Source organism: Bacillus sp. lyk4-R2A-2 (assembly GCF_030209735.1).
Taxonomy (GTDB): Bacteria; Bacillota; Bacilli; order Bacillales; family Bacillaceae; genus Bacillus; species Bacillus pumilus.
Window position 1 is genome coordinate 18244 of record NZ_JARVRK010000006.1, and the last position, 26789, is coordinate 45032.

Genomic DNA, 26789 nt, shown 5'->3' on the forward strand with positions numbered 1-26789 from the left:
TTCATTCCCCTCCATTAATAAATATCATCAATCTCAAAAACAAATTCGATGTCGCCGTCTTTTTGTTTATCTGTCATGGTGCGGATGGCGGTGAATTTGCCGGCTTCGTCGACAAGTGCTAGTTCGTTGATGACTTCTCCTGCAAGTTCTCCTTCGGCGATCGTGCAGGTGTAGCGGATTTTTGCTGGTTCCATGAAGGTAAACGAATCAATCTCTTTTTGGACGAGTTCTTTTTTGAGTTTTTGTTCAGTGCCGTCTAGTGATATCGGTTTCCCATCCTTCGTCCCACCATTTCCAAATGCCATTTTGACGACTTTTGTGAGTTTTGTTCCTTCGGCTCTTGCCTTTGCCATTTGTTGACGTGCATATAATGTTGTTACGGTTAATTGATCAGCCATTGTGATCCTCCTTATAGTTCTATTTTTTGAGAAGTAGCTGCTAGCATTTTTGATCCGTCGAGCGGAACAGATCCGTCGAGAATCCAGTAATGATCCTTAATCAGTAAGCTGCCGCCCTGTTCAGTTTGGACATGTACTGGCAATCGGAACGTCATTTTCTTCTTGGTTTGATGCTGGAGCTGATTTTTTATGCGTAAAGTCAATGCCGCTCCTTGCTTCGTTTCATGTACCGCTCCAGTCATAACATAATTCATTCGGTATGTGTTCTCTGACTTATGCTGAAGCGGCATTCTCATCTTCAACGAATGCCGAAAACGAGCAGGTACATCGGTTGTCCCTCGTGTTCCGCTCAGATAAAACGACCCATTTAATACAAATTCACCATTGAGTAAAATCGGGATATGATCGAAAAAACCCACTCTGCTTCGCAGTGTGAGCCTCCCGTGATGATCATTTATTTCATGTACATCGGTATGATGAAATGCAGTGAACGTATAGGCCAAATGAGCTGGCTTTAACGTTTCAAGTATTTCTACAATATATCTAGTGTTTTGCAGATCATCTAGATTCACACGTAAGGCGAAATGGTAGCGATTGGTGGTCAGACGGATGATGGCACTTGGATTTTTGAGAAAGCGATTCACCGATTTCTCTAAAGAAAGATACGTGATCGGTGGAATGTTTGACATCATATTGAGTAAGCGTGCTCTGCGAAGTTCAATGGAATCATCTGATTCTCGCTGCACCTTCAGCATTCTTTCCCATCTATTCAATCCCCATGTCGCTGTCAAAGGGAAGAACTGATCCGTTAAATCGAAAATGGATTCATCCAATTGCTCAAACTCTGGCGCTTCTGTTTTGAGCAGGTGATCAACTTCATAAATCTCTGTAAAATATGGCGGCAAGTAGTTTTTCATTTCATCCTGTTTGCTCAATAACCTTCACCTGCCTCAGACGCGGTATCTCAATGTCCTGTAATACTAAGTTTTTTGACTCCCCATTCAATAACACGTTTGCATAATCTGATACACTTTCTGAATGGTACAGAATGTCATTTAATGCGGACATTCGAATGGTACTCTTTTCAAATGCAATTGATTTCAACAGCGCTTTGACCTTTTCTTCTATTTCTTTCTGCGCTCCTTCAAGGGTCCAGTCCATTTGAAGTTCGACGGCTACTTCTATGTCAATGTCCAGCCATTTGGCGCTTTCGACGGTCGCTTTTGAACCGATAGGCGCTTGCCCTTCTCCTTCGCCTGGTACTGGGTCGATATATTCCTGTACTCTTTTAACAAGCAGATCTGATGCAACATCTAGATTGCCGTCTGTGATGACAATCTTGACTGTTCCTTCTCCATTCCAAAGCGGGAATACCTTCGCTCTGCCAACCCCTGTCACTTCCTCAGCCCATTTTTTATAATGCGCCTTGTTGGCACTGACAGCCTCCCGCCTAGCACGTATTAAGTAGCGATCATATAACGAAGCGTCATCTTCTTCCTCTTGTCCGGGTATTACCAAATCTTTCATGATAATTGATTCAAGCCCCGGGATTGTATCAAGAGATAGTAGCGGCTGATCTGTTAATTGACCATTGCCGATCCTGCCAGGTGTCTCGCATTCTAGCGTGCCATCGTTCGAATATTGGAAATAGACGTCTTCAATAAAAAACCGTGAGCCAGCTGGGATGTTGATATCCTCCGGCTGAATAGCTGCGGACCAAACCGCTTTAGTCGCTGGTTTTCTTTCAATTCCTACTTCAGCGGCCCGCCGATCTAGAAACTCTCCTTGTGCTGTATCTGCAAAGACCAGCTCGAATACTTGATCAAGCCAAATAAAGGACTGGGCCAGTTCAGCAGCAGCAGGTGCCAAGGCATTCCAAATGACGCTGTTTTCTCTTTTATCTATGTCATCTGGCAGTCTGTCTAGCATTCTTTCCATTAATGCTTCATACGTTTGTTCCTCAAACATCGCTCTCCATCACCTCCTCTATTTCTAATGTGCCTTCATCTGTGACTATAGCTAGCTTGACATGAAACGAGTCATTTTCCTTTGTGACCTCTATCTCTTCAATATGATCAATCCGTTCGTCCACAATCAATGCTTCCTCTAGCAGCCTCGGAATCTCCATTTCTTTGTATTCATCCGTGGCTTCTGTATCCGTCAAGAGCTCCTGAATTTCAGTGCCAATGTCGTGGCTGTAAATAGGATGTGCATACCGCTCTGTCCTAAGTGTCATATAAACGAATTGACGAATTGCTTCAATGCCTGAAATGGTTTCACCTGTCAATCTGCCAGTTTCAACATCTATTCGATACGTAGTCGAGGTTTCCACCTCTTCGTCTTCTTCTGTTTCCTCAATTTCTTCCTCTGGTGAAAGTGCCACGTTCATCACCTCCCTTACAATTTGTCGATGATGTAGAAGGATTGCCCTCCTGCCATTGCCAGCACCATAATGCTGTCTCCCCTTTTCAGTTCATCATCCTCACCCTTATTTAGGCGCTTTGGCCAAATCAGTAATTCTTCCGGGATGATTAGCTTATGGTTTTCATTTAACCGGATGCTTACAGGAGAAACTGCCGTGACTTCTCCAATCACCAGATCAATTGGAGAGGCGGCGTCTACAGCATTCACTGCTAATCGTTTAATCGCTTCACTTAACCTCACGCTTGATCACCCTTTGGAATGGAATTTTTCTCAACGACATCAATTGTCATGGTGTGTTTCACCCCACTGAATTCATGTTTGTCCTGATCGATCCAGTACGTTTTTTTTACGTTGATTTCAGGGATTTTCAAATAGATTGGAAGACCGCTTTGCAGTTCAGGAATGCCTAGCGCTTGGATGCTTTTGACTTCTTGTTTCACACCTTTTTTCTCTGCCAGCCGTACTTTGGCTCTTTTTTGCAGCTGCGGCTGGTTGATTTGCCCTGTAACCGTCTCAACATGCTGTAAAATACCGTATTTACTCTGACCTGCTTTATCCTGTTCGACCACTACAACCTCTGATTTGCTACCTTTTTTCTTATTTTTCCCCTGTTCATCCGCAGACGTGCGCAGCTTGACACGAGTGGCTGTTTCTTCAATCGAGGTGCTGTACTGATAGCCAATGAGATTGACACCTGATTCAATGACCCATACGTCCTCTGGATCTGGCCAAGCTCTCAGCCCCATCTTTCCTTTAGCAGAATAGATTTGATAGTTTCTGCCGGTTTGCCGCTTTGTCTCTTTTAATGCTTTCAGAATCATGTCATATAGGCTCGTATCGTTTTTAAACACTAGTGATTTTATGACATGACCTGTATTGGCGATGGAGGTCATGGGAATTTGAAAGTCAGCTCCAATCCGTCTCAAGATTTGATCTGCTCTTTGTTTTGAAAAAACATAGACATCTTGGTTTTTCACCAAATATTGAAGCATGTCGTATGCGGTAAAGGTCAGTTTCCCTTCAACAGGCGTCCTAGAAAACACAATGCCTCTGAACAGCTCTTTTCCTTTCCATTTAAAAAGAACCGTGTCCCCTTCTGAGACACGGTAATATGTTTGACTCCCTTGCTTTGTGATAATATTTGCTTGAATAGAGCGAGGGGCTTGATACCTTTGCCCCTGAAGTGTCACACTCTCTGTGACAAGCTCATACATGGTGCCGCTTCTGATGGCAAAAAGCTCGATCAATGCCAGCCCCCCTATTGTGGTATTTTTAACCTTTGTCCAGGGAAAATCCAATGCCCCGGCTGCTTAATATTGCGTTTGCTACGTTTAATCATCGCTAATTTATTGGCATTCCAAATACGTCGCCATTTTGTACTGTCGCCATAAAACCTGCCTGAAATAGCCCATAGCGTATCCCCTTTTTTGACGGTGTACATTTTTGGCGGTGTTTTTGAAGGCCTTTTCTTTTTTGTTTGTTTTGCTTTTTTCTTTCGTTTAATTTTCCTAGGTGATGCGGTTTTGTATTCCTTTAACTCGATCGTAAATTCACGATCGCCAATATCATATGATCCTTCTTTATGGGTGAAGCTTTCAATGCTGCACGTCATATTGATTTTTGTCCCCGTTACAATCAACCGCACAGACTTCTTTGAACGCATCATTCGTTCTATTTTCGCTATCGCATTCTCCGGTGATGGAATGCTTTTATATTCAGCAATTGGCGAATATTTCTTAGGAAATAATGAAGTGAATGATACTTGCTTAGCCGATGGGACATCAATAAAGGTCAGTTCTCCAAAAGAGGCAACCTTTACCGTTTCATTTTGTACGTTATTTGTGATTTCAAGTTCGGATGGAAGGACAGGGAATCGCAACTTGTCCTTTCCTTGGGAAATCCACAATTGATACACTGATTTACCCATCAATCACGACCCCCTTCGTTCCTGTATGAAGCTCTACTTCCAGTTCATCTACGAGCATTTGTCTAATTTTTTCGACAAGCGATTGCTGATCTTGTCCATTATGGAAATGCTGGTCCCCATTGAATTGAATGGTGATTTGCTTATTACTTGACGATGCTGTACGACTAGAAGACTGAGCTGAGGTGACTTGCTGCATTTGTGATTCTGGTAAAGGAGCAGACGCATTTGCTGGATCATATACTTGCATTCCAAGTGCCTTGGCTGCCTGCGTTAATAAATACCTTCCGCGTATGCCTCTTTCTTCTGGAATGATCCATTCGCGTTTGTTTCCTTCACCAACTCTAGCAACCTGCTCCTGAGTAATCAGTCCACCATTTGCGTAGCCTTTATAAGGCCCGCCTCTTCTCATACTTCGTAATCCCGGTGTATTGAAGACTGTTCCATATCTGCCCTTAATGTAGTTAATGGCTGCTACGGCATTATGAATTGGGTTCCAAATGTCATTCATGCCTTTGCCTTTATTGGAGTTAAACGTCGTTCCAATTGTTTGCATTAAGCCTTTAGAAGGCGTTCCCTTCTTGGCGTTAGAATCCCATAAGTTGATTGCTCTCGGATTTCCATTCGATTCATGCTGCGCAATGGTCATCAGACCTGGCAGCCAGTTCATCGATGTGCCAGTTGCCATGAGAGCTGCCATGAGCCATTGCTGAACACTAAGACCTGAAGCCCCCATACCGCTGAAAGCTCCAATTAATGAACCAGCCTGATTTTCAGCAAACTTTTTCACATCAACTGAGTCGAGTCCTTTGACGACACCGATCGATGCGAATTTCCCAAGACTCATCATGACGCGTGAAGGGGAATGAATATCTAATTCCTCTCTAAACGCCTGCTCTACTTTCTTCGCCATTTCTTTGGCGGCTTGTGTGACTTCACTTGCTTTTGAACGCATGCCACTGTTAAAGGCATCCATCATTCCTGAGCCCCAGCCTGGTGATTCTTGTTTTGCTTGTAGAAATGGTTGTTTGATGTGCTGATCTACGTATTGGCTAGTACCAACTGAAGTGGCATTTTGACCTGTGGCAAAACCACTAACCGTTCCAGAACCCCAAGTTGGCGATGCTGTCATCACTTGTTGATATGGTGCTTTTACACGACTTTGCAAAAAGCTATCTGTTCCTGTTGGTGTCATCTGCTGACCATTCGCAAAAGCAGCAACTGTTTGCTGACCATACTTATTTGAGTCTGAGGTCAATTGACCAAAAGGCTGCTGAATATTCTTTTGCTTCCATTGATCAAGTGTAATCATTTTTTGATTTAATCCTTGTTCAAAATCCTTATTAAATTGCTCGCCTATGCTGGAGGCTTGAATGTTCCCAGTCATCGAGACCGATCCGTCTATTGAACCGACAGAAGATGATGAAGCTACTGCTGTAGGAGCTGGAGAGCTTGATACTTGATTTCCAGCTGCTCCGCTTGGCATAACAGACATCCCAAGATGAGAAGCAGCCTGAGCAAGCAGCATCTTCCCGCGCCCTCGGTTATTTTGAGTTGGAATGACAAATTCGTTACCTGCTTCACCGACCCATGATAAGGTTGGCTGGGTGATATAGCCGCCTGTGGCTTTTTTATCAGGGTCTCCAAAGACATGTTTCAATACAAAATCAACCCCACCGCCAGCCTTATTAAACAAATCTTTGACCCACCCAAACGCTTTAGAAAACCCATCACCAATAGCTTCTGCTACTTTTACAATCGGCTTTTGAATGTTGTCCTCAAACCATTTGGATAATCCATCCCATATATCTGTCACCACTTTATACGCTTCTTCGAACTTTTTCCCGAAACTGTCTTTAATGGTTCCTACGGTATCTACAAGTGGATTCCACACATTTTCCATAAACCATGACGATACAGCTCCAAAGATTGATTGTATCTTTTTCCATGCATTTGATAATGCTGTCCAAATCCCTGTAGCGACTGTAACAACTGTACTGCTCAGTGGTGTCCAAACGTTTTCAATAAACCAACCTGCAACTGCACTGAACGTTTCTTGTATCCATGTCCAGGCATTGACTAGACTTGTCCAGATGGTTGTTGCTACCGTAACGACTGTGTCGCTGAGCGGTGTCCATACGTTTTCGATAAACCAGCTTGCAACTGCACTAAATGTTTCTTGAATCCATGTCCAGGCATTGACTAGATTTGTCCAGATGGTCGTTGCTACTGTAACGACTGTATCACTTAGTGGCGTCCATACGTTTTCGATAAACCAGCTTGCAACTGCACTAAATGTTTCTTGAATCCATGTCCAGGCATTGACTAGATTTGTCCAGATGGTCGTTGCTACTGTAACGACTGTATCACTTAGTGGCGTCCATACATTTTCTGTGAACCAAGCCGCGACTGTTGACCAAACTTCGACAATTTGATTTTTGATTTCAATGGCTTTTTGGCCAATCTTTTCAAATCCGCCGCCATCAAACCATTTTCCAATTGTTTCACCGATAGATTCTCCGCCCATACTTCCAGCGATGCCGCCTACTAGACCGCCGATGGCTGTACCTATCCCTGGGACTACGCTTCCAATAGCTGCACCTGCTGCAGCACCTGCCATTCCGCCGGCGATGCCGCCTCCAGTCGTACCAATCTTTTCACCAGCATTCTCTTTGTTCATACCAATTAGATTTGTTGCACTAAGTACACTTCCTAGAATAGGTACTTTCTTTAATAATTTTCCGCTCCCTTTACCTATACTTTTCATTGCATTCCCTAATCCACTTAACCCCTTGCTACCTTTCACTAAACCCGTAAGTCCGCCAGCTGAAGCTGCGATACCCGCACCTTTCCTTAGTCCAGTAGGGATTTTTCCAAATAATTTACCTGCATTTGTTTTCAGTTTCCCTAATCTACTTGGAGGTCTTCTATTCATTTCGGCCCTTGATGTAGCATTTGGATTTCTTGTCTGTCTTGGTGAGCGACCATTTCGATTTTTAGTTTTAGTAGATCCTCCCCTGCTTAAACCTCTTGCACAGCAGGGGCAACAACTATTGCGAAACAAGCCTTTTCCACCTCGCGACTGAGGTTTCGTTTTGGGAGCTGGATTTGATGGTGTTGATGTTGGTGCTGTTGTTGGTGCTGTTGTTGGTGCTGTTGTTGGTGCTGTTGTTGGTGCCTGAGTGGTACTTTCACTTGATTGATCACTTGCACCTAAGAACCGATCTAATACATTAGTCACCAATTGATCTAGTTTTTTTTCAGGATTAAATTTAATTTTCTCTTTAATTCTTCCGATCACATCTTGCTTGTACTCTTCTATTTTATTTTCAACCCAAGGAAGTGCTTTTTCATCCCAAAACTTTCTAGGACTCAATTTTTCCTTCACTTTATCTGCAACGTCACCTGCATATTTTTGAATTTCACTTAATCCCTTATTGGCAAGGTTCTGGAGCCAGCTCTGTTTAGGATCTTCTGTTTTCACTGACGGACTAACAGCCTCAGGTTCTTTTTTTATGTTTTGTTCTTTCACAACCGACTCTGCTTGATCTCGTTTTTTCAACTTACTCTTTGCATTGTCTTGAACAGACACTCTAATTTCGTGTTTAGACATCGTCAAGCTTTTGAGCGTCTTTTTGATTCGTTGAATTGCAGCGGTGGCTTGGTCAACCATGTTTAATCTCATATAGTACGTTCTGTTCATGAGCTGAAAGATAGATTTTTTGATTGATGACATTTTACCTGACAATTGATCGTTTAGTTTAAACGTCAGCATAATGGGGCTTGTTCCCGCTTGCTTTAAACGATTTATGCTCGATTTAATGACATCTAATCCCTTCGCTTGAATGGATATGACCAATTGATTCGGGAACATATTTAACTGATTGTTTAATGCTTTAAGATCACGATAGATTCCTTGATCCAGTCTCATGGAAATCACTGACATTTTCCGAAGCGATAAACTAAAGTTTCTTAATTTCTTGTCATCTATATCCAGGTTTATTTTCACCGGTTTTCTAAATGGTTTGAGCTGCTTCTCAAAGGTTTGAAATCGTTTTTGTATGCGCAGCAGCTTCTTCGATACTTTGTCTTCTAATTCAAATCGTGCAGTGAGTTTCGCCAATTATTTCCCTCCTTTCTTTGCTTCTTTTTCTAGCATGTCGAGTTTGTAGCTGATGAGTCCAAATAGGAGTGCTTTGAATGGTCTTGGTGATTCGTATAAATCTAGGAGTTCAGATGGGGAATAGTGAAGCTCGTGCATGGCGTAATATAAAAACACGGCTTCCTTATCCCCATCTTTTATTAGTTTTTTGCTGCGTCTTCTAAATCTTCAATTTCGTCTTCGAATCCGTTGATTTCAATCGCTTTGTTTAACCAGTTTGCGTATTCACCGCCGACAGATAATACACGTTTTGCGACTTCAACTGGATCTTGTGTGCTGTAGGCTTCTCTTAATTCCTTCGAGCGGAAATCTGGATAAATAGTCGATTCAATGGCAATTCGTGCGTAGAAACGCTGGCTGTCTAAGTCCTTCACGCGGCCTCTGCCTTTGACATTCTTGAAGGTCGTATTTTCTTTTTCCAGTTCATCAATGCGTTCAGTTGTAATGGCTTTAAAGACAAAAGGGATGACATTCCCTTTTTTATCAACAAAACGCTTAGAAATTGGTACTTTGACCTCTTCCGCTTCTACTGTTTGTCCTGGCATAAAAAATGAAAGATCAAATGTTTGTTTTTCGCTCATGTTTAAAAACTCCCTTTGTTATGTTTTTTTGAATGCAAAAAAGCACATCCATTTTTTGAATGTGCTTTCCAATCTTTTCATGTATAATCTAAATTGTACAATTGAACGGCTTGCTCAAGGGTGTCTGGCTCATCCCCGATAGGAAGGGGGTGATGCCAATGTCAACATTTGAAGCGATTTCCCTAATGCTTTTATTCGGGATGTTTATCTTTACTTTGTTGACGTATATAGACAAAAAATAGACTCCCCTTGAGCTTTGGACGGTTGAAGGGAAAGTCTATCCTTAAAAACTATCTAATTGATAAGCCAGCCCCTTGAGGGCCAAATTGTACATTGCCGGGATGTTGACGCATCCTGGCTTCTTTTTATTTTATGCAAAGTACTTTGCATGTAAACATATTTCTAAAAAACTTTTTGGGGTTACACAGTAACACTTTTGTAGCTACTCTGTAACTATGAAAAATTATACCATATCGTTGAATAAAATAAAAATAACATATATTTTCGTCATTTGTATGCCTTTTGTTCATTAAAAGGAATTCTTCAGCTTTTCAGGAAGATCAAAGTCCTCGAACGTAAACGGAACTTCTTCTTCAAGTGCCTCTGAATCGACGTCCAATCCAGCAATTTTAGCCGAATCAAAGTTGACATCGAATAACGTCACACGCTCTGTGCCTCGGCCTGATGATTTATCATCAATCACCGCTTGAAGAGTGAAATAAGGGTCTTCCCCTTTTTTCACATAGTTGAGCATGAGTTGTACGAAACGTGAAGTGACTTTATAGAATGTTGCCGTTCCTGTTCCATTTGCCCCAGTTGTTTTATGACCCGTCATTCTTCGGCCCATCACGTTAACTTCTGATTTGTTTTTCTCCACGTTTGCTTCAAACGTTTTGATAAAGGCAAGCTCCTCACCTTCTAAGAAAAGACGACCCTCTTTACCTGAAATTGTATTTTGCGCTTTAAAAGCCATCTTACTTCACCTCCACGTTGAAATAGAATTTTTCTGCTGCATCTACTGGTTGAACAGCTAGATCGATAATAAATCCATCACGATCTTCATTGAGACCGATCACGATATCTGTTTCTGAGTTAAAGCCTGTAATGCCGCTGCCATCTTGAAGCTGTGTGAGATACTGTGTAATCAGTGTTTTCACAAGCTGCACTCCATCATCAGATGCTGGGATGTCATTGCCATTGGCTTTGCGTAATTTAATCAGATTTTTTAATTCGAACGTTAAATCATTGTTGATGGCATCAAGCACACGAATGATTTTGTTTTTCGCCATTTGCTGATTCTTTTCAGCTGTGAAGCTTGTTAAAGAGTTAATATCTTTTTCAACACTCACCGTGCGGTCTCTCGCATCAAAAGTAAAGAGGAACTCCCCTTGTGATAATCGGTATTCTACTTGATCATTATCAAGGCGTTCTAATGTATCTACTGCTCCTTCGTATTCAACAAAGGTGAGTGACTGATTGAAGTTTGCTCCTGCACTTGCCCCCGCAACCCAAGCAGTTGTTTGAGCAGGCGTTAGTTCTGTTCCATCTTCCAGCACAACACCGCTTGTCACATTAATGATGCCTTCTTGGTCAGCTGCATAGTTCGCCACAACGCCTTGCACCTTACGTCCTTGCTTATCACGTAAACGCTCGATAAAGGAAGCGAATGTCGCTTTTAATTGCTCACTTTTATCGACTGGGAGCGCAATGACATCAAAATATTCTGTTTCTGCTGCTTCTAGGAAAGCTGTATAATCTGCGACACTTGCCACACCGTTTTTCCCGCCGCTTAGTGCCACACCAGCCGTGATAACTGCTTCACCTTCACCAGAAAATTGAACATATTTGTTTTCTACAAGATCTTTGACATCCGTGACAACCTGCTTATCGACAATATCTGTTCCAAGATAAGTGATGACGTCACGTTTTGTGCTGTCGAGTACATTTTCTGCCACTTGGATAGTGATCTCATTTCCTTTTTGACCGCCATAATTGGCTGTGACCACAAATTTTTCTGCGATTTCCGCTTTGGCTTGTACCCCTTCGTTTAGGCGGTAAAGCAAGACCGTTTGCGCTTTTTTCTTTGCTTCACGGAAAAGAAGAAGAGACTTGTCATCAATGTTGAGTCCAACCTTTTTATTTAAGTCTTCCATATTGGAAACGGAAATAAAGGTTTTTGGTTCTCCCCAGCTCATCACAAGAGGAAGTGCCACCGTACCTCGATCGCCTAAAGTAATTCGCTGCTCTGCTGTTGTTTTAAAATTAAAGTAAATGCCAGGACGCTTTTTCTCTGTACCTGGTGTAAATGTGCCTCCGTTCATCCTTTAAACCTCCTTGGACAAAAAAGCATCAATGTGCTTTTTCGCTTCTGTTTTTGTAATTGGTTGATGCTTGATATAAAAAAGAGCACCTTCAAGGATTTCTGGTTTAACCCCAAAAAGATCCTTACTGTGCTCCTTTAAGGCTTCAAATGAAAAGCCAAATTCTTTTTCTTCGCCAGCTGTTTGAGCAGGCTCTGCTTTTTTAGTCTTGCTCACGTTTGATCACCCCATCTGAAAAGTTGATGTCTTCAAGGCTCGCTTGTTTGTCTCGGTTATACCAATAACTGCTATCCCACGTCAGGACAATCGCTGCTACGCCTTGATCTAACATTCTGGTTTCCACTCTTTTTATGCGGACATAATCATCAAGCACCTCTCCATCTTCACTCATCATCTGAATCATTTGACGATCAGCAAGCAATGCATCAACAATTATTTCTGCCGCGCCATGTGCTTTTTCTGAATCCATATGAAACACTTTCACTTGCAGCGAATAAGATTTCATAAATGTAGATACCGTATCTGGACCGCTGATGACTGTTACGGGCGGCACATAAACGGATGGCACTTGAAAACGCTCTGGCAAAAGTCGATCATACATTGTCACAGGAAAGTGTGTGTAAATATAATGCATGATTGCCCCGACTTCTTGATTCATTTCATCACCTCCCAAAATGTCGATCGAACCAGCTTTGAAGCTTTCGATCCAGCGACTGTTCAAACATTTGCTCATAGAGCATGACAGCATGATCCCAGTAGCCATTTCCATCTACCCATTGAGAGGCAAGCATCATTCCTGTCTTTGCATTCGGATCATATTCAAAGCGACTGCCAGCCCATCTGCCAGGCACCCACCTTCGCTCTCCACTTGAAGAAGTAGCATGTCCGTCATTGACATAGGAGGCATATTCAAGCTTCGTTCCCACTTCAAGTGTGAGACCACCTTTTGACATGAGAAAATGATTCTCCTTGTCTCCTTGCGTAAAGGAGCTTAGAAGCCGACCTGTATCGACAGCATTCTCCTTGATTAACTCATCCTGAATGATGTCCAAAAGCTCTAGACCCATGTCCTCTAGCCAATCTTGATATTCTGCTTTTAAGCCGCCGGCACACGCTGTTTCCAGCTGTGAAAGCAGCCGGTCAAGTCCATCAATTTTCATAGATTTTCCTTCCTGACTGCCATCACTTCAATGTGATGATTCTTCACTATTTTGGGCTGCTGCAACTTAAGTGAGACGCCGTTCCACACCATTTTGTCATGCAGGCGAATATCACTCGCTAAAGGAAAATGGACAAGATAGGACTGATAAATCACTGTATTCGGCTCTTCTTGCACAAGTGACTGATTCTTTTCTATGACATAACAAGACAGATCTGTCAGGCTAGGCGCATCAGGATAGGAAAGAGTCATTTGTAAGTCATCAGCTGGAATCCCGAATTTTCCTCGGGAAGCCTCCTGATGTTCAAGGTGAAATAGATCACAGCAGTCTGTTAAGAGAGATTGATAACTCATAATGATCTCACCTTTAATTTGGTACTGCCGCGAGTTAATGATGGTTCAATGTAATCGACAAGCAGGGCATATACATAAGGTTTGCCTTTTACTTGATCAGCTGCCTTCGCATATGAATAATCACCCATTTTTTCTGACGTAAAGCCCTTCATCATAGATTCATCATCATTCAACATGGCAAAATATTGGGCCATCTTTAATAATGCGATTCTTGCTTTTTCAGGGAGGGGCTGATATTTTTCGCTTGAGAAATCATGACCTACGATCTGAAATACCGCAGCTTCTGCTTCGATAATATCTGCTGTCAGTCTTTCTACAGATCGATTTTTCACACGCTCAAATACAGAATAGGCTTGCAGTTCTTCAGGAGAAATAATCATGGCCTGATGTCACCTACTCTTTCACTTTCATCACTTTTGCTACAGCATCCTCTTCCTCAAATTTGCTGTCTAGCTTCGCTGTTAGGACAATAATAAATTTACGTCTGCGAATATCTTTTTCTACTTCAATTCGAATATGACGAGAAAAACCTACGATAATATTTTTAGGGTGTGTCAGCAAAATATCTGATACGTCTGTTCCCGCTTCGTCATATGGCTGCATATTGGCAAGGCCTTTGACTGGCACACCGAATGCAGAAGAAAGTCCGCCTTGAATAACCGCATCTCCGAGAGTTGTCTGACGGTTTGCTACTTGATCCTTCCATTCCACCTCTAAACTTGGGGATGTGTAGAAACGGAAATCCTGAGGTACACGTAAATATTTTGACGGCATCGCTTTATAGGCTTGTTTAAACATTTGACGGCTAATTTCCGCTCCATTTGCATCTACAATATGAGATACCGCTTGTTTTCTGACGCCATCCATTTGGGCTAAAAACGGATCTGCTGAAGTCGTATCCCCATTGACGATGAGCTCTTCAATATCAACTGCCGCTCGTTCAGCAAGCATTTGCATAATCGTCTGCTGAATTCCGTCTTTTTCAATATTGTTTTCAATGCTGTCGTAGGTCATATGAATTTCTGCAATGACCTCTTTTGCATTTAGCTGGACAGTGCTTGTCGCTGGGACAACACGGTCTTTCGCATCAAGCGCTTTGCCTTCCTCTGCCGGGCGCAAAATACGCTGGCCAAAGCCGATTTTTTCGATTTTTTGTGAATCACTTTCCATCGGAATGATGCGTGCATCATTTAAAACGGTTGGTGTGTTTTGCATCATTCTAATGAATGTGTTGGATTGGGTTGCGTTCATGAGACCGCCGGTTTTTAAGCTGGCAAGTGTCATTTCAGCCTTACGAATCAACTCTTGATTTCTCACACTGTTTCCTCCTTATTTCGGCTTATAGTAAGCCATCCCATATGGGTTTTGTCGTGTTGTTTTGTGTATCGTGGATTGTTTGTTTTGATATGCCCCTTGCCTTTTCGAGCATGTGAATCCGCTCTGAAATAGGCAAAAGCTGCTGCTCAAGCACTTCCTGCATCGCTGCTTTTTCTCTGCTGGCTGATTTCTCTAAGGAAGAGAGCTGATGACGAATCGGTGCAACGACTTGCTCGAGCACTTTTTGGACAGGTTCTTCCCCTGTTTGTTCTGTTTCCTGCTTTTCAGCCTGCTGCAAGACGTTTTCGATGGCCTTTTTTGCCTTTTCGAGCTCTCGCACTTGATCCGTCGTCAAAGCGGCCTCTTCTTTTTGTACGTCTGCTGGCCTTTCACCAATCGTTTGAAGTACATCCTCTGTCTTCAGAATGTCCTGCATGATTGGAATGAGCTGTTCTAAGGTAGCTCTTACATCCGCCTCATCACCATCACTTGACTGTAAGGTTTCCAGCAGATGGTCTAAAACGTTCCAAAATGGTTGTGACATGTTTGCACCTTCCTCTTTTAAAAAGAAATTTTTCAGCAAAGAAAAAAGCCCTCTCTCATTTGTGTCTTGAGATAGAAGCTGATCTTGTTCTTCTATGGCGACGATGTCCGCCGTTCCGGCCATTGAGTAGCCTGTAATGTGGCCTTTTTGAATTTGATCCCAAATCTCTTGGGAAGCCTTTGTCACAAGCACCCAAGATCCTTTGCGAATCAGCTCCCCGCCCACTTCAACATCAGCCGGAGCAATATATGATTCAACCACTTCGCCAACACCATCCTGAAAATCATGCTGCTTGTCAATATGACGGGCATCCTTCATAAAGCCGTGTGCCGCTCTTTCAATTTCCTTGGCTGTCATAAAGTCTTGATGTGCATCAGGTGTATTCGGCTCATACACGACACCGTACACGAGGCGATGAGCATCTTCTGCCTTTGTCAGGACACTGACCTCTTTTTGAAAGTCAGGCCGCTTTTTCTTTGCTTTCATCAAAAAGAATTTCTTCTTGTTCGCTGCTTTGTCCACGTAGGAAACATGCGTAATTTTAGCGTTTTTTAGTTCTCTTGGCATATGTTCACCCCCTTTCAAAAAAGCGCACTCGCTTCTGTTTATTTCGTCAGCTGGTCCGGCTCTGGTTGAGGCTTTTCTTCAGCTGATTTCATGCGGCTTTCTAAAGGACGGTGATACAGTTCCTCAGGCCATTCCTCTAGCGTTTTTCCGAGGATTCTTCCTGCTAAATCGCGCAAATCGTTAGGTGACACTGCCCCCGCCTGAATAAATGGTGTCAGTACCTTGGCAATCTCTAATGGATCTCTAAAATCAGGACCATTTAATAGAAAACGGACATGCCAAATTTCAAGATCCGGCAGGAAAAGAGTATTGAGTTTTCCTGTGATGAGATGCCGTTCCGGCTGAAATACTTGCTCTTCTGTTGTTTTACGCGCTGTATCTGCTGTCGCTTTGTTATAGTCTTGAGACTCACCTGTGTAAATTGGCGGAAGGCGAAACGCAGAGCGGATTTTGTTTCTTGTTTTTTCATCGTATTCTAAAAAGAGCGCATCTTCTTGCAGGATCTCGGCTAGAGATTTGAAGTTTACTTTGACATTTGAGACATCTTCTTCTCCCGTTAACCCTTTTTCTGTCGGCAGACCTTCAACTTCAAGCAATAGAAATTTATGTGCATGATCAGATCCTTCAATATCGTCCATATAATCTTGAAGCTGCTGATAAGAGGATTCTGACAGCATCCCATTTTCGACAATGATGGCACCTGGTACATGCCGCCCTTGTTTAAAATAAAGATAGTTCAGCTCCTCTGCCTTGCGTGCTCCGTACATATTGACGATGTTGCCAATCCAGCGGGGAATCCCATACGTTCCGCTGCCAATTTTAAAATGAATTACTTCTGTTGCGCGAAGCGGCTCTGGTGTGGTGTCATCGTACTTGCCTGTTTCACAGTGCAAAATGCGCGGATCACCATACTCCTTGAAGAAGACTTTCTTTTCGTTGATCACCTGCACATATTTGCGGAATCGTTTCTTTCGATTCATTGTTCTTAATTCGCCATTTTCTGTGTAACTGAATTCAACGTCGACTGGCTCACTAAGCTTGCAAATGCGGATATGGAGCGCATCTAAATACTCGATTCCGGCCGGCTTTCCTTGTCCATCTCTCAGCACCTCTAAAAAGCCATTACCCGTTTTCTCTCGGTCTTCGAGGACATAGCCAAGAATCACATCAGCGGACTCATCATAGTTCATGTACTTCGTAAACTCTTCAAGTCTTGTCCATTCCTTTTCTGCGGCTTTCTTTTTTGCCGGTTTTACACCTTCTGCATTAAAGTCAAAGGCATATTCCACCCCAAACCCAAAACCCAAAATATTCGTTTTGTACGCATCAATACATTGCTGAAGAATGGTTGAATATTCTGCCATGCTTTTTAATTCATTGATGTTGTAAGGCGGGGGAACAATGTCGTCTTTTTCATAGGAAAATTCATCTGCATACATTTGTTTTGTATGATCAGACATGTTTGCCTTCATAATCGTTGCTTTCAATTGTTTCATTGTATGGACCTCCTCTCTCTGTTTGGACGGACACGCTCTGAGGCGGTCTGTTTCAAATCCGTCACTTCATAATCATCCAGCGCATACCAGATCGCTGATAATGTGTGCGGATCGATTTGAAATGCATCTTCCTCTAAACGTCCATCCTTATCTGCCTTATAGGTCAGTGATTGAAGTTCATAGATTGTGTACGGACAAGCATCAGAGCAAATGATTTTTTTAAACCGTTTGATCTTTTTCGTATACTGCAAACGAGAGCCTTGGAACTTATGTGCTGCCACCATTTGAAATCCACGCTGCCGAAAATAGTGAATGGTTTTAGGCTCGGCTGCATCGGCTTTGATGAGTTCCTTTGATTCAATGAACTCTTTTAGGTCAACAGCTGTTTCATCATCTGTTTTCCCGCGGTCGTAATATTCCCAGTAAATATATAAGTACTTTTTTTCATGGTCGACGGCTAATCGAATGAGCGCATTGTATGATTCAACAAATCCAAAATCCATGCCTGCTCGTTTTAGCGGCCGGTCAATCTGCTGAATGGCTTCTAATACATCAGAATGGCTTCTCACCTCAAATTGAGGAAAAACCTTTGTGCCGTTGATGCCGAAATAGCCCTTCCTCGCAATTCGATAGAGGTCTGGATCGTATTCTTTCAGCTCATCCAGCTGCTCCACATAGCTTTTAGGGAGAAATAGGTTATCTTCCGCTGTGGAGTGATGATAGTACGTATCCTTGATCACAACGGTGCGTTTTTTGTATAAGGTTTCGTCATCTAGGACAAATCGCTTCAGCTGTTCATCTCGAAAGAAATGTCTGTACGTCCAATTATCTTGACCAACAGGATTGGTCGATAACATCATATAAAGCGGTAAGGACGGGTGCCTCAGCCTTCCAAGCAGCTCTTTAAAGCCTTCATAAGAAACCTCTGAACACTCCTCAATCCAAATCATCGAGATGTTGTTAATCGATTTCAATTTCTCAGGCTTGTCCAGCCCTTTGAATAAGATGCTGCTGCCATTTCGAAACGTCAAGGCAAGCGGCGAACTGCGGCACTTCACCACATGATCGATGCCAAGATCGCTGACGATCTCTTGTAAGAGAGAAAAGGTTGATTCGCGGTGCGTATCATATACTTCTCGAATGACAAGTGCTGTCCGTTTTTCTTCCAGCAGCTTTAAAATGAGTTTTAACGCAATGTGATAGCTTTTCGAGGAGCCGTAGCCGCCTACTAAAAATTGAAACTTTTGATTCCAATCGAATAGAAAGTGTTCAAAGTGAGGATTGACTTCTTTTTCAATCAATGGCGTCATGAGTTATCCTCTTTTCGCTTGATCATGATGTGAAGATCTTCCTCTTTTTCTTCGCGCACTGCTTTTTTTGTTTTTTCGATGGTCAGTTCAATTTGCTTTAGCCTTAATCTTCGTTCATCCTTCGCATGTGCAAGCTCTTCAAACTGTTTAATGAGACGCCTGAGCTCTCCCATTGCACGGGATTGGGCATTTAAAAAGGTGGCATGCCGATCCCATGAAAATTGAAACGAATATTCTTCTGTGCTGATTTCTTGTTCTGGCTGAATGCCTTCTACTGTTTCTTCTAATGAAGAAGGCATGTATGCTGCCTTTTTCAGCTCTTTGATCATGTCATCTTGATCTGACACATACATGATTCGCTGCGCCCGAATAATAGCAGCATATTGAATTTGAATTTGATCCCAGATTAAATCAAGCGATGTACGCCCGCCCATTTTCTCCATGATTTCAATTGTTTCATCTGAAAGAAACTGATTGAAGATCGAGTGTGCCTGCTTTGACGAACCTTTTTGCCTTTGCCATCCGTATCGTCCTTTCCAAGATTTCACGGTATGGATCGAGACATTGTAATGATCAGCAATTTGCTGGTACGTCATCCCTTTCATATAATCTTGCTTGGCTTCTATCCGTTTATCTTTCATTTACATTCACCTGCCGCCTCCTTTTAATTCGAACGATTTCCTGTGAAGGAATCATTTGTGTAGGGCTAGCAAACATCCGTTTGGTCTTTCTAACTATAGGTGGCAACTGTAAGACAAGTGTTGCTCCATTTATTTTGTAAAAGAAAAGAACGCCTATTCAGCTGCTTCGAATAGGCGTTCTTGTACTTTCTTGGACATCTTTGTCCGAGCTCTCTCCATATGTTTTTGGACAGTTCCTTTCTTCACATCCAGCATGATCGCAATCTCGCTAAACGATAATCCTTGCGTTGTGTGCATGAAAAATACGTCCTTTTCTCGGTCCGTTAAAACGGACAAGGCTTCATCAATTCGTTTCTTGTCCCGCTCACTGAATTCTTTTTCATTTTCTTGGATGATTGTATATTCATGTGATAAAGCCTCTAACACTTCTGGATTTGCTAGAATGGTGCGCTGATAGACTGAACGTCTGTCTAATCCTCTGCGTGCGCCTGGCTCTCTTCCAATTTGAAGCCACTCTACTACGTATTCGAGATCGCTCACCATACTGGCGATCATTTTTTTATCATGCTTGTCTTGAACGGACAGCTGATGTTCGTCTTTTTCTTTAAATGGTTCATATTGTTTTCTAGCATCCTTTAATGCTCGTTTGTATTCAATGAGTAAATCTTGCATATTGGCTCTCTCCCTTTTTTAAGAAAATAAAAAACGGACACCAATCAGTCCCCTTTTCATAGGGTCTTGATCAGTGTCCGCAGGCTTTCCGTCTTGGACGTATGATGTTGTGTGATCTGTTCAGTGATCTAGCTGATTTTAAAACCAATCTCGTGATCTACTCTTGCAAAATGACCTTTTGCCGTTTGGATAATGGTTTTTCCATGTTCAGGTACATCTATCTGATAAGCTGTTCCTACATTCCCATCTAACACGATGACTTGAATTTTTCCTGTTTCCATCTCACCGACAAATGTCTGGTTTTCTTGAATGAATAATTGTTTTGGCTCGTTCATATGCTTGTCTCCTTAATTGGTGAGGACTTCGTGCCATCACCTATCGTATTTAAAATGATTTCAATTCTTGGACGCATACTATAAAACTGGGAAACTCTTAAATCAACGATCTGTAGAGAGGCCCTATCCGCAATAGAATGAAGTGCTTCTTGAATATGGTGCAGCCGCGGCTGAAAGATGCTGACGTTCACTGGGCGTATCAAACCTTTCTCTGCGTATGTACGCTTGATTTGACAATCAGCTATGTCAAGCGGCATGTCGTCAAATAAACGAATCTCGAGTGATAGTGCGTCTTTTATTTTCTGCGGGCATTGCGCTTTTGCAGCTGCTCGTATTCTTTTTATCAATGTATCTTTTGTGAACAATAACTCTGTCTCAATGATGAAATGGATGACCATGTTATGATCTCCCGTCATCCTTTTCCCACTGACGAATGTCTTGTTCGTTTTTACTCGCTTTGAGCAAGCATTTGAGGATTTCCATGATTTTCTTCCATCGTTTCATGTCGTCTTGCTTCCTCCTTTTTTGCTTCAGCGAGCTTTTCCGCCAAGAGGGTCATGTATGTTTGCTTGTCTTCTGATGTGGAAAAAACAAACACCGGTTTCTGGTGATGAAAGGTCATCCAGCCACCAGCTTGGACTAAACAGAGCTGCGCTTCCTTTCTGGCATCAAACGTCATCTGATGTTTCATCTTCTTCAAATCCCTCCAGACTCTCTTCAATCTCGACTTGATACCCATAACGTGTCATGTCATATGACCAATAGCTTTTTGGATATCCAAAGTCATTCATCTGCGCTACCATTGGATGTTCAATATTCATTTTGTTCGTCTCCCCTTTTCAAAGAAGTGCTCTTCCTTTAAAGAATTACTCATTTCGTGTAACTTTTGGTCAAAAAAAAGCTCTTGAACACCCCTATTCAGCAAATCTGCAATATGCTTTGCTATTTCTAAGCTGGGCTTCGTTCTGCCCATTTCTATATTTGCATAGCCGCTCGTATACTTATACCCTAACTTTTTCGCCATATAGGTTTGTGTTTTTCCTTGTAAAATGCGTTCTTCTCGTAAATTTTCAAGTTTCATCTTTTCACCTCTTACTCAATATGTGTAAGTTATATTCATTATGATAATATACACAAAACGAGTAAGTCAATCATTTTTTATTCTTTTTGTGTAATTATTTATCTTTTCCGTGTAATTCATGATAAAATTTACTCATAACATGAAAAAAGGTGTTTCCAATGGATAATTTGACTGGGAAGATTTTAACTGAATTAAGAGAGAAGCATGGATGGAGCAAGTCAACGGTTGCTAAAAAACTCGGATTAAAGGCGATGTCCACTTATGCAAATTGGGAATATGGCTTGAGAAAGCCCGACGGTGAAATGATTGTGAAAATCGCCGAGTTATACGGAGTTTCAACGGACTATCTTCTCACAGGTAAGGACAAAGGCGGAACTGATGGCGACCTTGCAGACGATCCTGATTTGCAAATTGCGTTTAAGGCTGCCTCCGATTTTTCCGAAGAAGCACGAAGACAAACCATCGATTTTATTCACTACATTAAAGAAAAAGAGAAGCAAAAAGGCCGTCAGCCAAAACAGCGAGACGACGATTGAGCATCTCTTTTCATAAAGCTTTACATTGCTGGGATACGCCCAGCTTTTTTTATGCCTCTTTTTCCCCTAAAAAAGAGAAGGATCATGAATAATATGTGACAATTTTCACCATAAATACTCTTTTTTTCACATATTTTAATTGACATATAATGCTATTATTATTAATATATGTATATACCAAAAAAAGGAGTGTTACCGATGAAAAAATTAATGAAAGCTTGTACATTGTCTTTAGCTGCTTTAGGTGCTCTTACGTTCTTCCAAACTGAAGGTGCACATGCAGCTGCACAGCCAAAAGAACCAGTTATAGCAAAAGCTCCTATTATGAATAAAGTGATTACAGTGAACCGTACGCTTACTGTAGGTTCTTCAATCGCCGTCTCTCTTCCAGCAAGTCAAATTTCTGTGTCAGGCGCAACATATGCCATTCAATTAGATCAAACAGCTCCGAACTTCACTTGGATTCGTGCCGTACAACGTGGTTCTGTCACAGTTTCTTACTATAATTCACTAGGCGAGCTTGTGATTAACTATATTACTGTTCGATAAGCTATAAGGCTTTACATATAAAAAGGCGATGACTTCATGATCATCGCCTTTTTGTGTGTCTTCAAGTATTTTTGTAGACTTCATTTATCCAATGCTTGCCAACGACTATCCATTATGTTAACTTTTAATAAAAATAAGTTAACATAATGAGAGGAGCTTATGATGGGAAAACACATATCTTTGTCTTGGGAAGCGATAGCAGAGAAAGCGCTGAAAAATGAACGAATCACGCTGCAAGAAGGTCTAGATATTCTTGAAGCTGACGATAGAGAATTATTATCTATGATGCATGCAGCCTATCAAGTACGATTTCATTTTTTTCAAAACAAGGTGAAATTAAATATGATTTTTAACGCAAAAAGCGGTTATTGTCCTGAAAACTGTGGTTATTGTTCACAGTCAATCATTTCTAAAGCATCGGTTGAACGATATGCAATGCTTGATCAAAAAACGATTGTGGCTGGCGCGCGTGAAGCGCTCAATAGAAAAGCGGGGACTTATTGTATTGTCGCGAGCGGCAGAGCACCTTCTCACAGAGAATTAGATGAAGTGACTGCAGCAGTAAAAGAGATCACTGAGACCATGCCTTTGAAGGTGTGTGCATGTCTTGGGTTATTAAATGAAGACAAAGCGAAGCGGCTGAAGGAAGCAGGGGTTCATCGGTACAATCACAATATCAATACACATCAAGATCATCATACTCACATTACGACAACTCATACATATCATGACCGCTTGTCGACCCTTGAGGAGGTCAAACAGTCGGGCATGTCACCTTGCTCAGGGGTTATCATTGGAATGGGTGAAACCAACCAGCAAATTGTTGAAATGGCTTTTGCGCTCAGAGCCATTGATGCGGATTCCATTCCAGTCAACTTTCTTCATGCAATCGAGGGAACACCGCTTGAGCATCAAGAACGAACACATCCGATCAAAGCATTGAAAGTGTTGGCACTCATGAGGTTTGTCAATCCAACCAAGGAAATTCGAGTATCTGGAGGCAGAGAGTTCAATTTACGGACGCTTCAGCCGCTTGCCCTTTATGCGGCGAATTCCATTTTCGTAGGCGATTATTTAACAACAAAAGGTCAGCAAGTCCAAATGGATCATCATATCATTGAAGATTTAGGCTTTGACATAGAAGAATGTGCGTTATAAAAAAAGTCTGCCGGTGAATCGGCAGACTTTTAACAATAAGATTAGAATCTTTTATGGAAGTCGACAGTGCCGCTTCCTTCCTCACGGTCAAAGCTGCCGACAAATGTCCAGTTAATATAGCCGCCGTCACCATTATTGACGAACGTCCCATCTTCAAATACCCAAATACCAAACGTAATACCATCATATTCAACACTATCATAGTAAACCACATTGTTCAGTCCGCTAAAGTCATGGTCTTGGCTTAAGTTTTGGACAACGACGTTATAGTTTTGACCTGCTTCATAGAAGGCGCTGTACGCCGCATTTTTAACGAATCCATCACGATTTTGAGATGATTTTACTGCTTGTTCAATTTTATCGGCAATGGCTACTGGATCAATAGAGACACTTCCATCAACACCTGTTGTCGTTGCAGCTTCAGCCGTTTGACCAAAAGTCGTAAGAGATAGAGGGGCAGCAACCATTGACGTAGCGATCACAGAACTAACAAAGAATTTGCTTGTTTTTCTCATTATTTCTAACTCCTCCTTTAATTGGTATGTTTATGTACTACCCCTTCTCCAATCTCTTAAACACTAATTTATGAAAAAACTTCTTTTTCTACCAAATAAGAGGGTGATTTTACTGTTTAAAATAGTTAAAACAACAAAAAACTACTCTTTAATAAGAGTAGTTTTCAGCATTACATGAACAGGATAAATAAAATCACACCTAGGATAATTCGGTATATTGCAAAAGGCACCAGTTTGATTTTATTGATTAGTTTTAGGAAGAATCGAACAACAAAGAGAGCCACAACAAACGCACTCACAAAGCCGACGATAAAGAATGGCAGCATGTCTGTTGTTAAATATTCGGCATTTTTCACAAGTGTTAACAAGCTTGCCCCCGCCATAATCGGCATCGCCATGATAAATGTAAAGTCAGATGCCGCACGGTGATTCAAACCAAGAATAACCCCGCCTGCGATCGTCGAACCTGAGCGAGAGAAGCCTGGCCATAACGCCAAACATTGAAACAGTCCGATATAAAGCGCCTGTTTGTACGTCATGTTATCGACAGAGCTTGTTTCTGTTTTACGTTTATTGATCCAGTCAGCGACAAGCATCAGCACTGCGCCTAAAATCAAACCGACAGCAACTGTTCTCACGTCAAACAAGTATTTATCAATATAATCTTCAAATAAGAATCCTAAAATGACGGCTGGGACGAGTCCTACTGCAATTTGAGCAATGGTCAGTTTATGCCCGCTGCGCTTTTGTTCTTCAGTGATATTTTTCTTTAAGCCTAACAAGTTCAAAATCCGATCCTTGAACACAATCATGACAGCTAAGATAGAGCCTAACTGAATCACGACTTTAAATGTGTTTGCCGCCTCTGGCGTAATGATTTCCTTTGATTTTAACCATAGATCATCGACAATGATCATGTGACCTGTAGACGAGACAGGTGCATACTCTGTTAATCCTTCGACAATTCCTAAAACCAGTGCCACGAATAAATCCCATAGATTCATGATTTTCTTTCCTTTCAATTCTGATCTTTTGAACAGGCAACCATCTATGTCCACATAAAGACAAGCTTCCTATTTCGAAAGCTCGTCTTTATGATACTATATTTTTTTCAAAAAAAGATTATGACATCAAACCTTTTCTTCTTTATACAAATTGGATCGCATTTTAAACCAATCAAATAAGTGAGTCGTGATGACTTTCAGCACGGCGTACGTCGGAATAGCGACAATGATGCCGACCACGCTGAACAGTTTACCGGCTGTTAAAAGAACAAAAATGATGGTGATTGGATGGATGTGAAGATTTTTCCCCATAACCTGTGGAGAAATGAATTTCCCTTCAATCAGCTGGACAACCGTCCAAACAATGATCAATTTTAACAGCATAATTGGTGACGTGACAAGGGCAATCACAATCGCTGGTGTAATGGCAATCGTTGGACCAAGGTAAGGCACGATACTTGTACAAGCAGCAATGATGGCCAGCAGTAAGGCATAGTCTAACCCGATAATCATGTATCCAATTAAGAGAAGAAAACCGATACAGAAGCTGACAATGATCTGGCCGAGAATATAAGAGCTCAGGCGATGGTTCATTTCGTGAAGCACGATATGTGTATGCTCTCTAAACTTATTCGGAATAAATTTCAGGAAATAGTCAGGCAATTTTTTGCCGTCTTTTAATAAATAAAACAGAATGAACGGAACGGTCACGATTGAAATGATGACTTCAGTAAGCGCCCCTAGGAATGTCCCCACTCCGGTAAAGGTACTTTCCAAAATTTTCGTCGCTTGACTTGACGCTTTGCTCACCAATTCAGAAACGTTAAAATTCATCGCTTTTTGCGCTTGATTAATGAAGTTGCTTCCCGTTAGTTGTCTAATCTGATCTTCTACCGTATCAACATATTTCGGAAGGTTATGAAACAGACTCATCATTTGCGCTTGTAAAAACGGAATAATAGACACAATCGTCACTGTAATAATGCCAATAATGACAATATATAAAAGCAAAATCGAAAAGATCCGTTTGACTCTAAACTTCTCTAACAAATTGACAATTGGATTTAATAAATAATACACGACCCCCGTTAAAATAATCGGTAAGGCGATGGTTTTGACGAGTACAATGAGCGGTGTGAAAATAAAGGATGTTTTCATGAAAACAAGGATATTCAATCCAATTAATAGCAGGACGAGTAAAAAGAGAACAAACTTGTTATCAAGAAAAAATTTTCTAAATCGACTGCTCCACATTTGCATAGAATTCATATCGTTCCTCCAAACTCGGGCTATTTTATGAATAAATTGTACACTACCTGATCATGATATGGTGGTCATTGTTTCAGCTTTTTTTCCCATTTCGCAATGGACATCACCCATACAATCAGAATTGGCTGTCCTATCAGTCTTATCCATAGCAAAGACTGCTCTGTGCTTTCTTGACCTGGAAATGGAATTCCCTCTCGTGCAGCAAATAAGTTTGCAGGGAAAATGAGGACAAGATAGACAGCAATGATTTTTGCTGCTGAGATCCTGACATTTGGCAAAAGCAGCAAGACAGCCAGCAGCCATTCTAGGCATGCCGTCGCATAGACCATACCATATGGAAATGGCCAGCCTGGCATCATACGGGCAAAGCCACTCGGCTCTATCACATGAAAAATACCGGCTGCTATGAATAAAAGCGCAAAGACGTATGTACTTCCTATATGCAGGACGCGCTTCATGGTCGTTTCCTCCT

36 protein-coding genes are annotated in these 26789 nt (G+C 41.8%); 4 read left to right on the forward strand and 32 right to left on the reverse strand.

Annotated elements, in window-relative coordinates; all coding sequences use genetic code 11:
• Positions 1–14: 14 nt before the first annotated feature.
• The 10 genes from QRN39_RS10980 to QRN39_RS11025 are packed head-to-tail and all read right to left on the reverse strand — an operon-like array spanning position 15 to position 9489.
• On the reverse strand, positions 15–398 hold the full coding sequence (locus QRN39_RS10980) for a phage tail-collar fiber domain-containing protein (RefSeq protein ID WP_003212666.1): 384 nt from the start codon (positions 396–398) through the stop codon (positions 15–17).
• An 11-nt stretch (positions 399–409) separates the two neighbouring features.
• Positions 410–1333 carry a YmfQ family protein gene (locus QRN39_RS10985; RefSeq protein ID WP_044140761.1) on the reverse strand — a complete coding sequence of 308 codons (924 nt, stop codon included), beginning with the start codon at positions 1331–1333 and terminating at the stop codon, positions 410–412.
• Positions 1317–2366 carry a baseplate J/gp47 family protein gene (locus QRN39_RS10990; protein WP_284907268.1) on the reverse strand — a complete coding sequence of 350 codons (1050 nt, stop codon included), beginning with the start codon at positions 2364–2366 and terminating at the stop codon, positions 1317–1319. The genes QRN39_RS10985 and QRN39_RS10990 overlap by 17 nt, the downstream gene beginning before the upstream one ends.
• Positions 2359–2781, reverse strand: a complete 423-nt coding sequence (locus QRN39_RS10995; protein ID WP_012011034.1) for a DUF2634 domain-containing protein — start codon at positions 2779–2781, stop codon at positions 2359–2361. The genes QRN39_RS10990 and QRN39_RS10995 overlap by 8 nt, the downstream gene beginning before the upstream one ends.
• Positions 2782–2795: 14 nt before the next feature.
• The gene (locus QRN39_RS11000) at positions 2796–3062 is read right to left on the reverse strand and encodes a DUF2577 family protein (protein ID WP_106029232.1); all 267 of its coding nucleotides are present in this window, start codon (positions 3060–3062) and stop codon (positions 2796–2798) included.
• Complete coding sequence (locus QRN39_RS11005) at positions 3059–4069, reverse strand: XkdQ/YqbQ family protein (RefSeq protein ID WP_284907269.1); 1011 nt, start codon at positions 4067–4069, stop codon at positions 3059–3061. Before QRN39_RS11005 ends, QRN39_RS11000 begins: the two co-directional genes overlap by 4 nt.
• A gap of 11 nt (positions 4070–4080) precedes the next feature.
• Positions 4081–4749: a LysM peptidoglycan-binding domain-containing protein gene (locus tag QRN39_RS11010; protein WP_003213616.1), complete on the reverse strand. Its 669-nt coding sequence runs from the start codon at positions 4747–4749 to the stop codon at positions 4081–4083.
• A complete protein-coding gene (locus QRN39_RS11015) occupies positions 4742–8869 on the reverse strand; it encodes a transglycosylase SLT domain-containing protein (RefSeq protein WP_284907270.1) in 4128 nt (1375 codons plus the stop codon). Before QRN39_RS11015 ends, QRN39_RS11010 begins: the two co-directional genes overlap by 8 nt.
• Positions 8870–9007, reverse strand: coding sequence for a hypothetical protein (locus QRN39_RS11020; protein WP_088002055.1), 138 nt, complete (start codon positions 9005–9007; stop codon positions 8870–8872). It lies immediately after the preceding gene.
• 41 nt (positions 9008–9048) lie between these two features.
• Positions 9049–9489: a phage tail assembly chaperone gene (locus QRN39_RS11025; protein WP_008344099.1), complete on the reverse strand. Its 441-nt coding sequence runs from the start codon at positions 9487–9489 to the stop codon at positions 9049–9051.
• Positions 9490–9674: 185 nt separating this feature from the next.
• Here QRN39_RS11025 and QRN39_RS18435 point away from each other — a divergent pair, with 185 nt between their 5' ends.
• A complete protein-coding gene (locus QRN39_RS18435; RefSeq protein ID WP_350223447.1) occupies positions 9675–9731 on the forward strand; it encodes a putative holin-like toxin in 57 nt (18 codons plus the stop codon).
• A gap of 287 nt (positions 9732–10018) precedes the next feature.
• On the opposite strand, the gene QRN39_RS11030 is transcribed toward QRN39_RS18435, so the two are convergent.
• From QRN39_RS11030 to QRN39_RS11115, 18 genes are all read right to left on the reverse strand, one after another.
• Positions 10019–10462, reverse strand: a complete 444-nt coding sequence (locus tag QRN39_RS11030; RefSeq protein ID WP_003213309.1) for a phage tail tube protein — start codon at positions 10460–10462, stop codon at positions 10019–10021.
• Between the two features lies 1 nt (position 10463).
• Positions 10464–11810: a phage tail sheath family protein gene (locus QRN39_RS11035; RefSeq protein ID WP_284907271.1), complete on the reverse strand. Its 1347-nt coding sequence runs from the start codon at positions 11808–11810 to the stop codon at positions 10464–10466.
• 3 nt (positions 11811–11813) lie between these two features.
• Positions 11814–12026: a YqzN/YkzM domain-containing protein gene (locus tag QRN39_RS11040; RefSeq protein WP_003212736.1), complete on the reverse strand. Its 213-nt coding sequence runs from the start codon at positions 12024–12026 to the stop codon at positions 11814–11816.
• Positions 12013–12468, reverse strand: coding sequence for a phage portal protein (locus tag QRN39_RS11045; RefSeq protein ID WP_284907273.1), 456 nt, complete (start codon positions 12466–12468; stop codon positions 12013–12015). The genes QRN39_RS11040 and QRN39_RS11045 overlap by 14 nt, the downstream gene beginning before the upstream one ends.
• A gap of 4 nt (positions 12469–12472) precedes the next feature.
• Positions 12473–12970 carry an HK97 gp10 family phage protein gene (locus QRN39_RS11050; RefSeq protein ID WP_050944008.1) on the reverse strand — a complete coding sequence of 166 codons (498 nt, stop codon included), beginning with the start codon at positions 12968–12970 and terminating at the stop codon, positions 12473–12475.
• Positions 12967–13323, reverse strand: coding sequence for a YqbH/XkdH family protein (locus tag QRN39_RS11055; RefSeq protein ID WP_226803947.1), 357 nt, complete (start codon positions 13321–13323; stop codon positions 12967–12969). Before QRN39_RS11055 ends, QRN39_RS11050 begins: the two co-directional genes overlap by 4 nt.
• Positions 13320–13703 carry a protein YqbG gene (gene yqbG / locus QRN39_RS11060; protein WP_106029236.1) on the reverse strand — a complete coding sequence of 128 codons (384 nt, stop codon included), beginning with the start codon at positions 13701–13703 and terminating at the stop codon, positions 13320–13322. The genes QRN39_RS11055 and yqbG overlap by 4 nt, the downstream gene beginning before the upstream one ends.
• 13 nt (positions 13704–13716) lie before the next feature.
• Entirely contained in the window at positions 13717–14640 is a 924-nt protein-coding gene (locus QRN39_RS11065; RefSeq protein WP_050944010.1) for a phage major capsid protein, read from the reverse strand.
• A 22-nt stretch (positions 14641–14662) separates the two neighbouring features.
• Entirely contained in the window at positions 14663–15751 is a 1089-nt protein-coding gene (locus QRN39_RS11070; RefSeq protein WP_253622285.1) for an XkdF-like putative serine protease domain-containing protein, read from the reverse strand.
• Between the two features lie 38 nt (positions 15752–15789).
• Positions 15790–17247, reverse strand: a complete 1458-nt coding sequence (locus QRN39_RS11075) for a phage portal protein (protein WP_044140773.1) — start codon at positions 17245–17247, stop codon at positions 15790–15792.
• Complete coding sequence (locus QRN39_RS11080) at positions 17244–18545, reverse strand: PBSX family phage terminase large subunit (protein WP_161802746.1); 1302 nt, start codon at positions 18543–18545, stop codon at positions 17244–17246. Before QRN39_RS11080 ends, QRN39_RS11075 begins: the two co-directional genes overlap by 4 nt.
• An 8-nt stretch (positions 18546–18553) precedes the next feature.
• Positions 18554–19198: a phage terminase small subunit gene (gene terS / locus QRN39_RS11085; protein ID WP_284907275.1), complete on the reverse strand. Its 645-nt coding sequence runs from the start codon at positions 19196–19198 to the stop codon at positions 18554–18556.
• Between the two features lie 153 nt (positions 19199–19351).
• Positions 19352–19870 (reverse strand): sigma-70 family RNA polymerase sigma factor, encoded by a 519-nt coding sequence (locus QRN39_RS11090; protein ID WP_113387318.1) that lies wholly within the window; start codon positions 19868–19870, stop codon positions 19352–19354.
• Between the two features lie 128 nt (positions 19871–19998).
• Positions 19999–20205 carry an XtrA/YqaO family protein gene (locus QRN39_RS11095; RefSeq protein ID WP_012011053.1) on the reverse strand — a complete coding sequence of 69 codons (207 nt, stop codon included), beginning with the start codon at positions 20203–20205 and terminating at the stop codon, positions 19999–20001.
• Positions 20202–20603 carry a RusA family crossover junction endodeoxyribonuclease gene (locus QRN39_RS11100; protein WP_106029240.1) on the reverse strand — a complete coding sequence of 134 codons (402 nt, stop codon included), beginning with the start codon at positions 20601–20603 and terminating at the stop codon, positions 20202–20204. The genes QRN39_RS11095 and QRN39_RS11100 overlap by 4 nt, the downstream gene beginning before the upstream one ends.
• Positions 20604–20653: 50 nt before the next feature.
• Positions 20654–20896 carry a hypothetical protein gene (locus tag QRN39_RS11105; protein ID WP_223251233.1) on the reverse strand — a complete coding sequence of 81 codons (243 nt, stop codon included), beginning with the start codon at positions 20894–20896 and terminating at the stop codon, positions 20654–20656.
• Entirely contained in the window at positions 20874–21026 is a 153-nt protein-coding gene (locus QRN39_RS11110) for a hypothetical protein (protein WP_170965973.1), read from the reverse strand. Before QRN39_RS11110 ends, QRN39_RS11105 begins: the two co-directional genes overlap by 23 nt.
• Entirely contained in the window at positions 21023–21286 is a 264-nt protein-coding gene (locus QRN39_RS11115; RefSeq protein ID WP_106029241.1) for a helix-turn-helix transcriptional regulator, read from the reverse strand. Before QRN39_RS11115 ends, QRN39_RS11110 begins: the two co-directional genes overlap by 4 nt.
• 158 nt (positions 21287–21444) lie before the next feature.
• Between QRN39_RS11115 and QRN39_RS11120 the strand changes: the two genes are divergently transcribed.
• The 3 genes from QRN39_RS11120 (at position 21445) to bioB (ending at position 23529) form a co-directional block, all read left to right on the forward strand.
• Entirely contained in the window at positions 21445–21822 is a 378-nt protein-coding gene (locus QRN39_RS11120; RefSeq protein ID WP_050944016.1) for a helix-turn-helix domain-containing protein, read from the forward strand.
• A 198-nt stretch (positions 21823–22020) separates the two neighbouring features.
• Entirely contained in the window at positions 22021–22371 is a 351-nt protein-coding gene (locus tag QRN39_RS11125; protein ID WP_003213146.1) for a hypothetical protein, read from the forward strand.
• Between the two features lie 162 nt (positions 22372–22533).
• Entirely contained in the window at positions 22534–23529 is a 996-nt protein-coding gene (gene bioB, locus QRN39_RS11130) for a biotin synthase BioB (protein ID WP_284907276.1), read from the forward strand.
• A 41-nt stretch (positions 23530–23570) separates the two neighbouring features.
• On the opposite strand, the gene QRN39_RS11135 is transcribed toward bioB, so the two are convergent.
• The 4 genes from QRN39_RS11135 to QRN39_RS11150 all read right to left on the reverse strand — a co-directional run bounded on the left by QRN39_RS11135 (position 23571) and on the right by QRN39_RS11150 (position 26775).
• Complete coding sequence (locus tag QRN39_RS11135; RefSeq protein WP_003212767.1) at positions 23571–24044, reverse strand: hypothetical protein; 474 nt, start codon at positions 24042–24044, stop codon at positions 23571–23573.
• 170 nt (positions 24045–24214) lie between these two features.
• Positions 24215–25048: an undecaprenyl-diphosphate phosphatase gene (locus QRN39_RS11140; RefSeq protein WP_284907278.1), complete on the reverse strand. Its 834-nt coding sequence runs from the start codon at positions 25046–25048 to the stop codon at positions 24215–24217.
• A gap of 126 nt (positions 25049–25174) precedes the next feature.
• Complete coding sequence (locus QRN39_RS11145; protein ID WP_050944018.1) at positions 25175–26317, reverse strand: AI-2E family transporter; 1143 nt, start codon at positions 26315–26317, stop codon at positions 25175–25177.
• Positions 26318–26382: 65 nt separating this feature from the next.
• Positions 26383–26775: a DoxX family protein gene (locus QRN39_RS11150; RefSeq protein WP_284907279.1), complete on the reverse strand. Its 393-nt coding sequence runs from the start codon at positions 26773–26775 to the stop codon at positions 26383–26385.
• Positions 26776–26789 lie beyond the last annotated feature (14 nt).

Bases quoted from the DNA above. Each gene is read 5' to 3' on its own strand.
- QRN39_RS10990 (WP_284907268.1), bottom strand. From the start codon at position 2,366: ATGTTTGAGGAACAAACGTATGAAGCATTAATGGAAAGAATGCTAGAC.
- QRN39_RS11090 (WP_113387318.1), bottom strand. From the start codon at position 19,870: ATGCAAGATTTACTCATTGAATACAAACGAGCATTAAAGGATGCTAGA.
- QRN39_RS11105 (WP_223251233.1), bottom strand. From the start codon at position 20,896: ATGAAACATCAGATGACGTTTGATGCCAGAAAGGAAGCGCAGCTCTGT.
- yqbG (WP_106029236.1), bottom strand. From the start codon at position 13,703: ATGATTATTTCTCCTGAAGAACTGCAAGCCTATTCTGTATTTGAGCGT.
- QRN39_RS11150 (WP_284907279.1), bottom strand. From the start codon at position 26,775: ATGAAGCGCGTCCTGCATATAGGAAGTACATACGTCTTTGCGCTTTTA.
- QRN39_RS11110 (WP_170965973.1), bottom strand. From the start codon at position 21,026: ATGAATATTGAACATCCAATGGTAGCGCAGATGAATGACTTTGGATAT.
- QRN39_RS11120 (WP_050944016.1), top strand. From the start codon at position 21,445: ATGGATAATTTGACTGGGAAGATTTTAACTGAATTAAGAGAGAAGCAT.
- QRN39_RS10980 (WP_003212666.1), bottom strand. From the start codon at position 398: ATGGCTGATCAATTAACCGTAACAACATTATATGCACGTCAACAAATG.
- QRN39_RS11045 (WP_284907273.1), bottom strand. From the start codon at position 12,468: ATGAATCAAGAAGTCGGGGCAATCATGCATTATATTTACACACACTTT.
- QRN39_RS11125 (WP_003213146.1), top strand. From the start codon at position 22,021: ATGAAAAAATTAATGAAAGCTTGTACATTGTCTTTAGCTGCTTTAGGT.
- QRN39_RS11055 (WP_226803947.1), bottom strand. From the start codon at position 13,323: ATGAGTTATCAATCTCTCTTAACAGACTGCTGTGATCTATTTCACCTT.
- QRN39_RS11020 (WP_088002055.1), bottom strand. From the start codon at position 9,007: ATGCACGAGCTTCACTATTCCCCATCTGAACTCCTAGATTTATACGAA.
- QRN39_RS11010 (WP_003213616.1), bottom strand. From the start codon at position 4,749: ATGGGTAAATCAGTGTATCAATTGTGGATTTCCCAAGGAAAGGACAAG.
- QRN39_RS11030 (WP_003213309.1), bottom strand. From the start codon at position 10,462: ATGGCTTTTAAAGCGCAAAATACAATTTCAGGTAAAGAGGGTCGTCTT.
- QRN39_RS11145 (WP_050944018.1), bottom strand. From the start codon at position 26,317: ATGAATTCTATGCAAATGTGGAGCAGTCGATTTAGAAAATTTTTTCTT.
- QRN39_RS11115 (WP_106029241.1), bottom strand. From the start codon at position 21,286: ATGAAACTTGAAAATTTACGAGAAGAACGCATTTTACAAGGAAAAACA.
- QRN39_RS11035 (WP_284907271.1), bottom strand. From the start codon at position 11,810: ATGAACGGAGGCACATTTACACCAGGTACAGAGAAAAAGCGTCCTGGC.
- QRN39_RS11140 (WP_284907278.1), bottom strand. From the start codon at position 25,048: ATGAATCTATGGGATTTATTCGTGGCACTGGTTTTAGGAATTGTCGAA.
- QRN39_RS11025 (WP_008344099.1), bottom strand. From the start codon at position 9,489: ATGAGCGAAAAACAAACATTTGATCTTTCATTTTTTATGCCAGGACAA.
- QRN39_RS11095 (WP_012011053.1), bottom strand. From the start codon at position 20,205: ATGAACGAGCCAAAACAATTATTCATTCAAGAAAACCAGACATTTGTC.
- QRN39_RS11135 (WP_003212767.1), bottom strand. From the start codon at position 24,044: ATGAGAAAAACAAGCAAATTCTTTGTTAGTTCTGTGATCGCTACGTCA.
- bioB (WP_284907276.1), top strand. From the start codon at position 22,534: ATGGGAAAACACATATCTTTGTCTTGGGAAGCGATAGCAGAGAAAGCG.
- QRN39_RS11050 (WP_050944008.1), bottom strand. From the start codon at position 12,970: ATGAAAATTGATGGACTTGACCGGCTGCTTTCACAGCTGGAAACAGCG.
- QRN39_RS11070 (WP_253622285.1), bottom strand. From the start codon at position 15,751: ATGCCAAGAGAACTAAAAAACGCTAAAATTACGCATGTTTCCTACGTG.
- terS (WP_284907275.1), bottom strand. From the start codon at position 19,198: ATGAAAGATAAACGGATAGAAGCCAAGCAAGATTATATGAAAGGGATG.
- QRN39_RS11100 (WP_106029240.1), bottom strand. From the start codon at position 20,603: ATGGTCATCCATTTCATCATTGAGACAGAGTTATTGTTCACAAAAGAT.
- QRN39_RS11075 (WP_044140773.1), bottom strand. From the start codon at position 17,247: ATGAAACAATTGAAAGCAACGATTATGAAGGCAAACATGTCTGATCAT.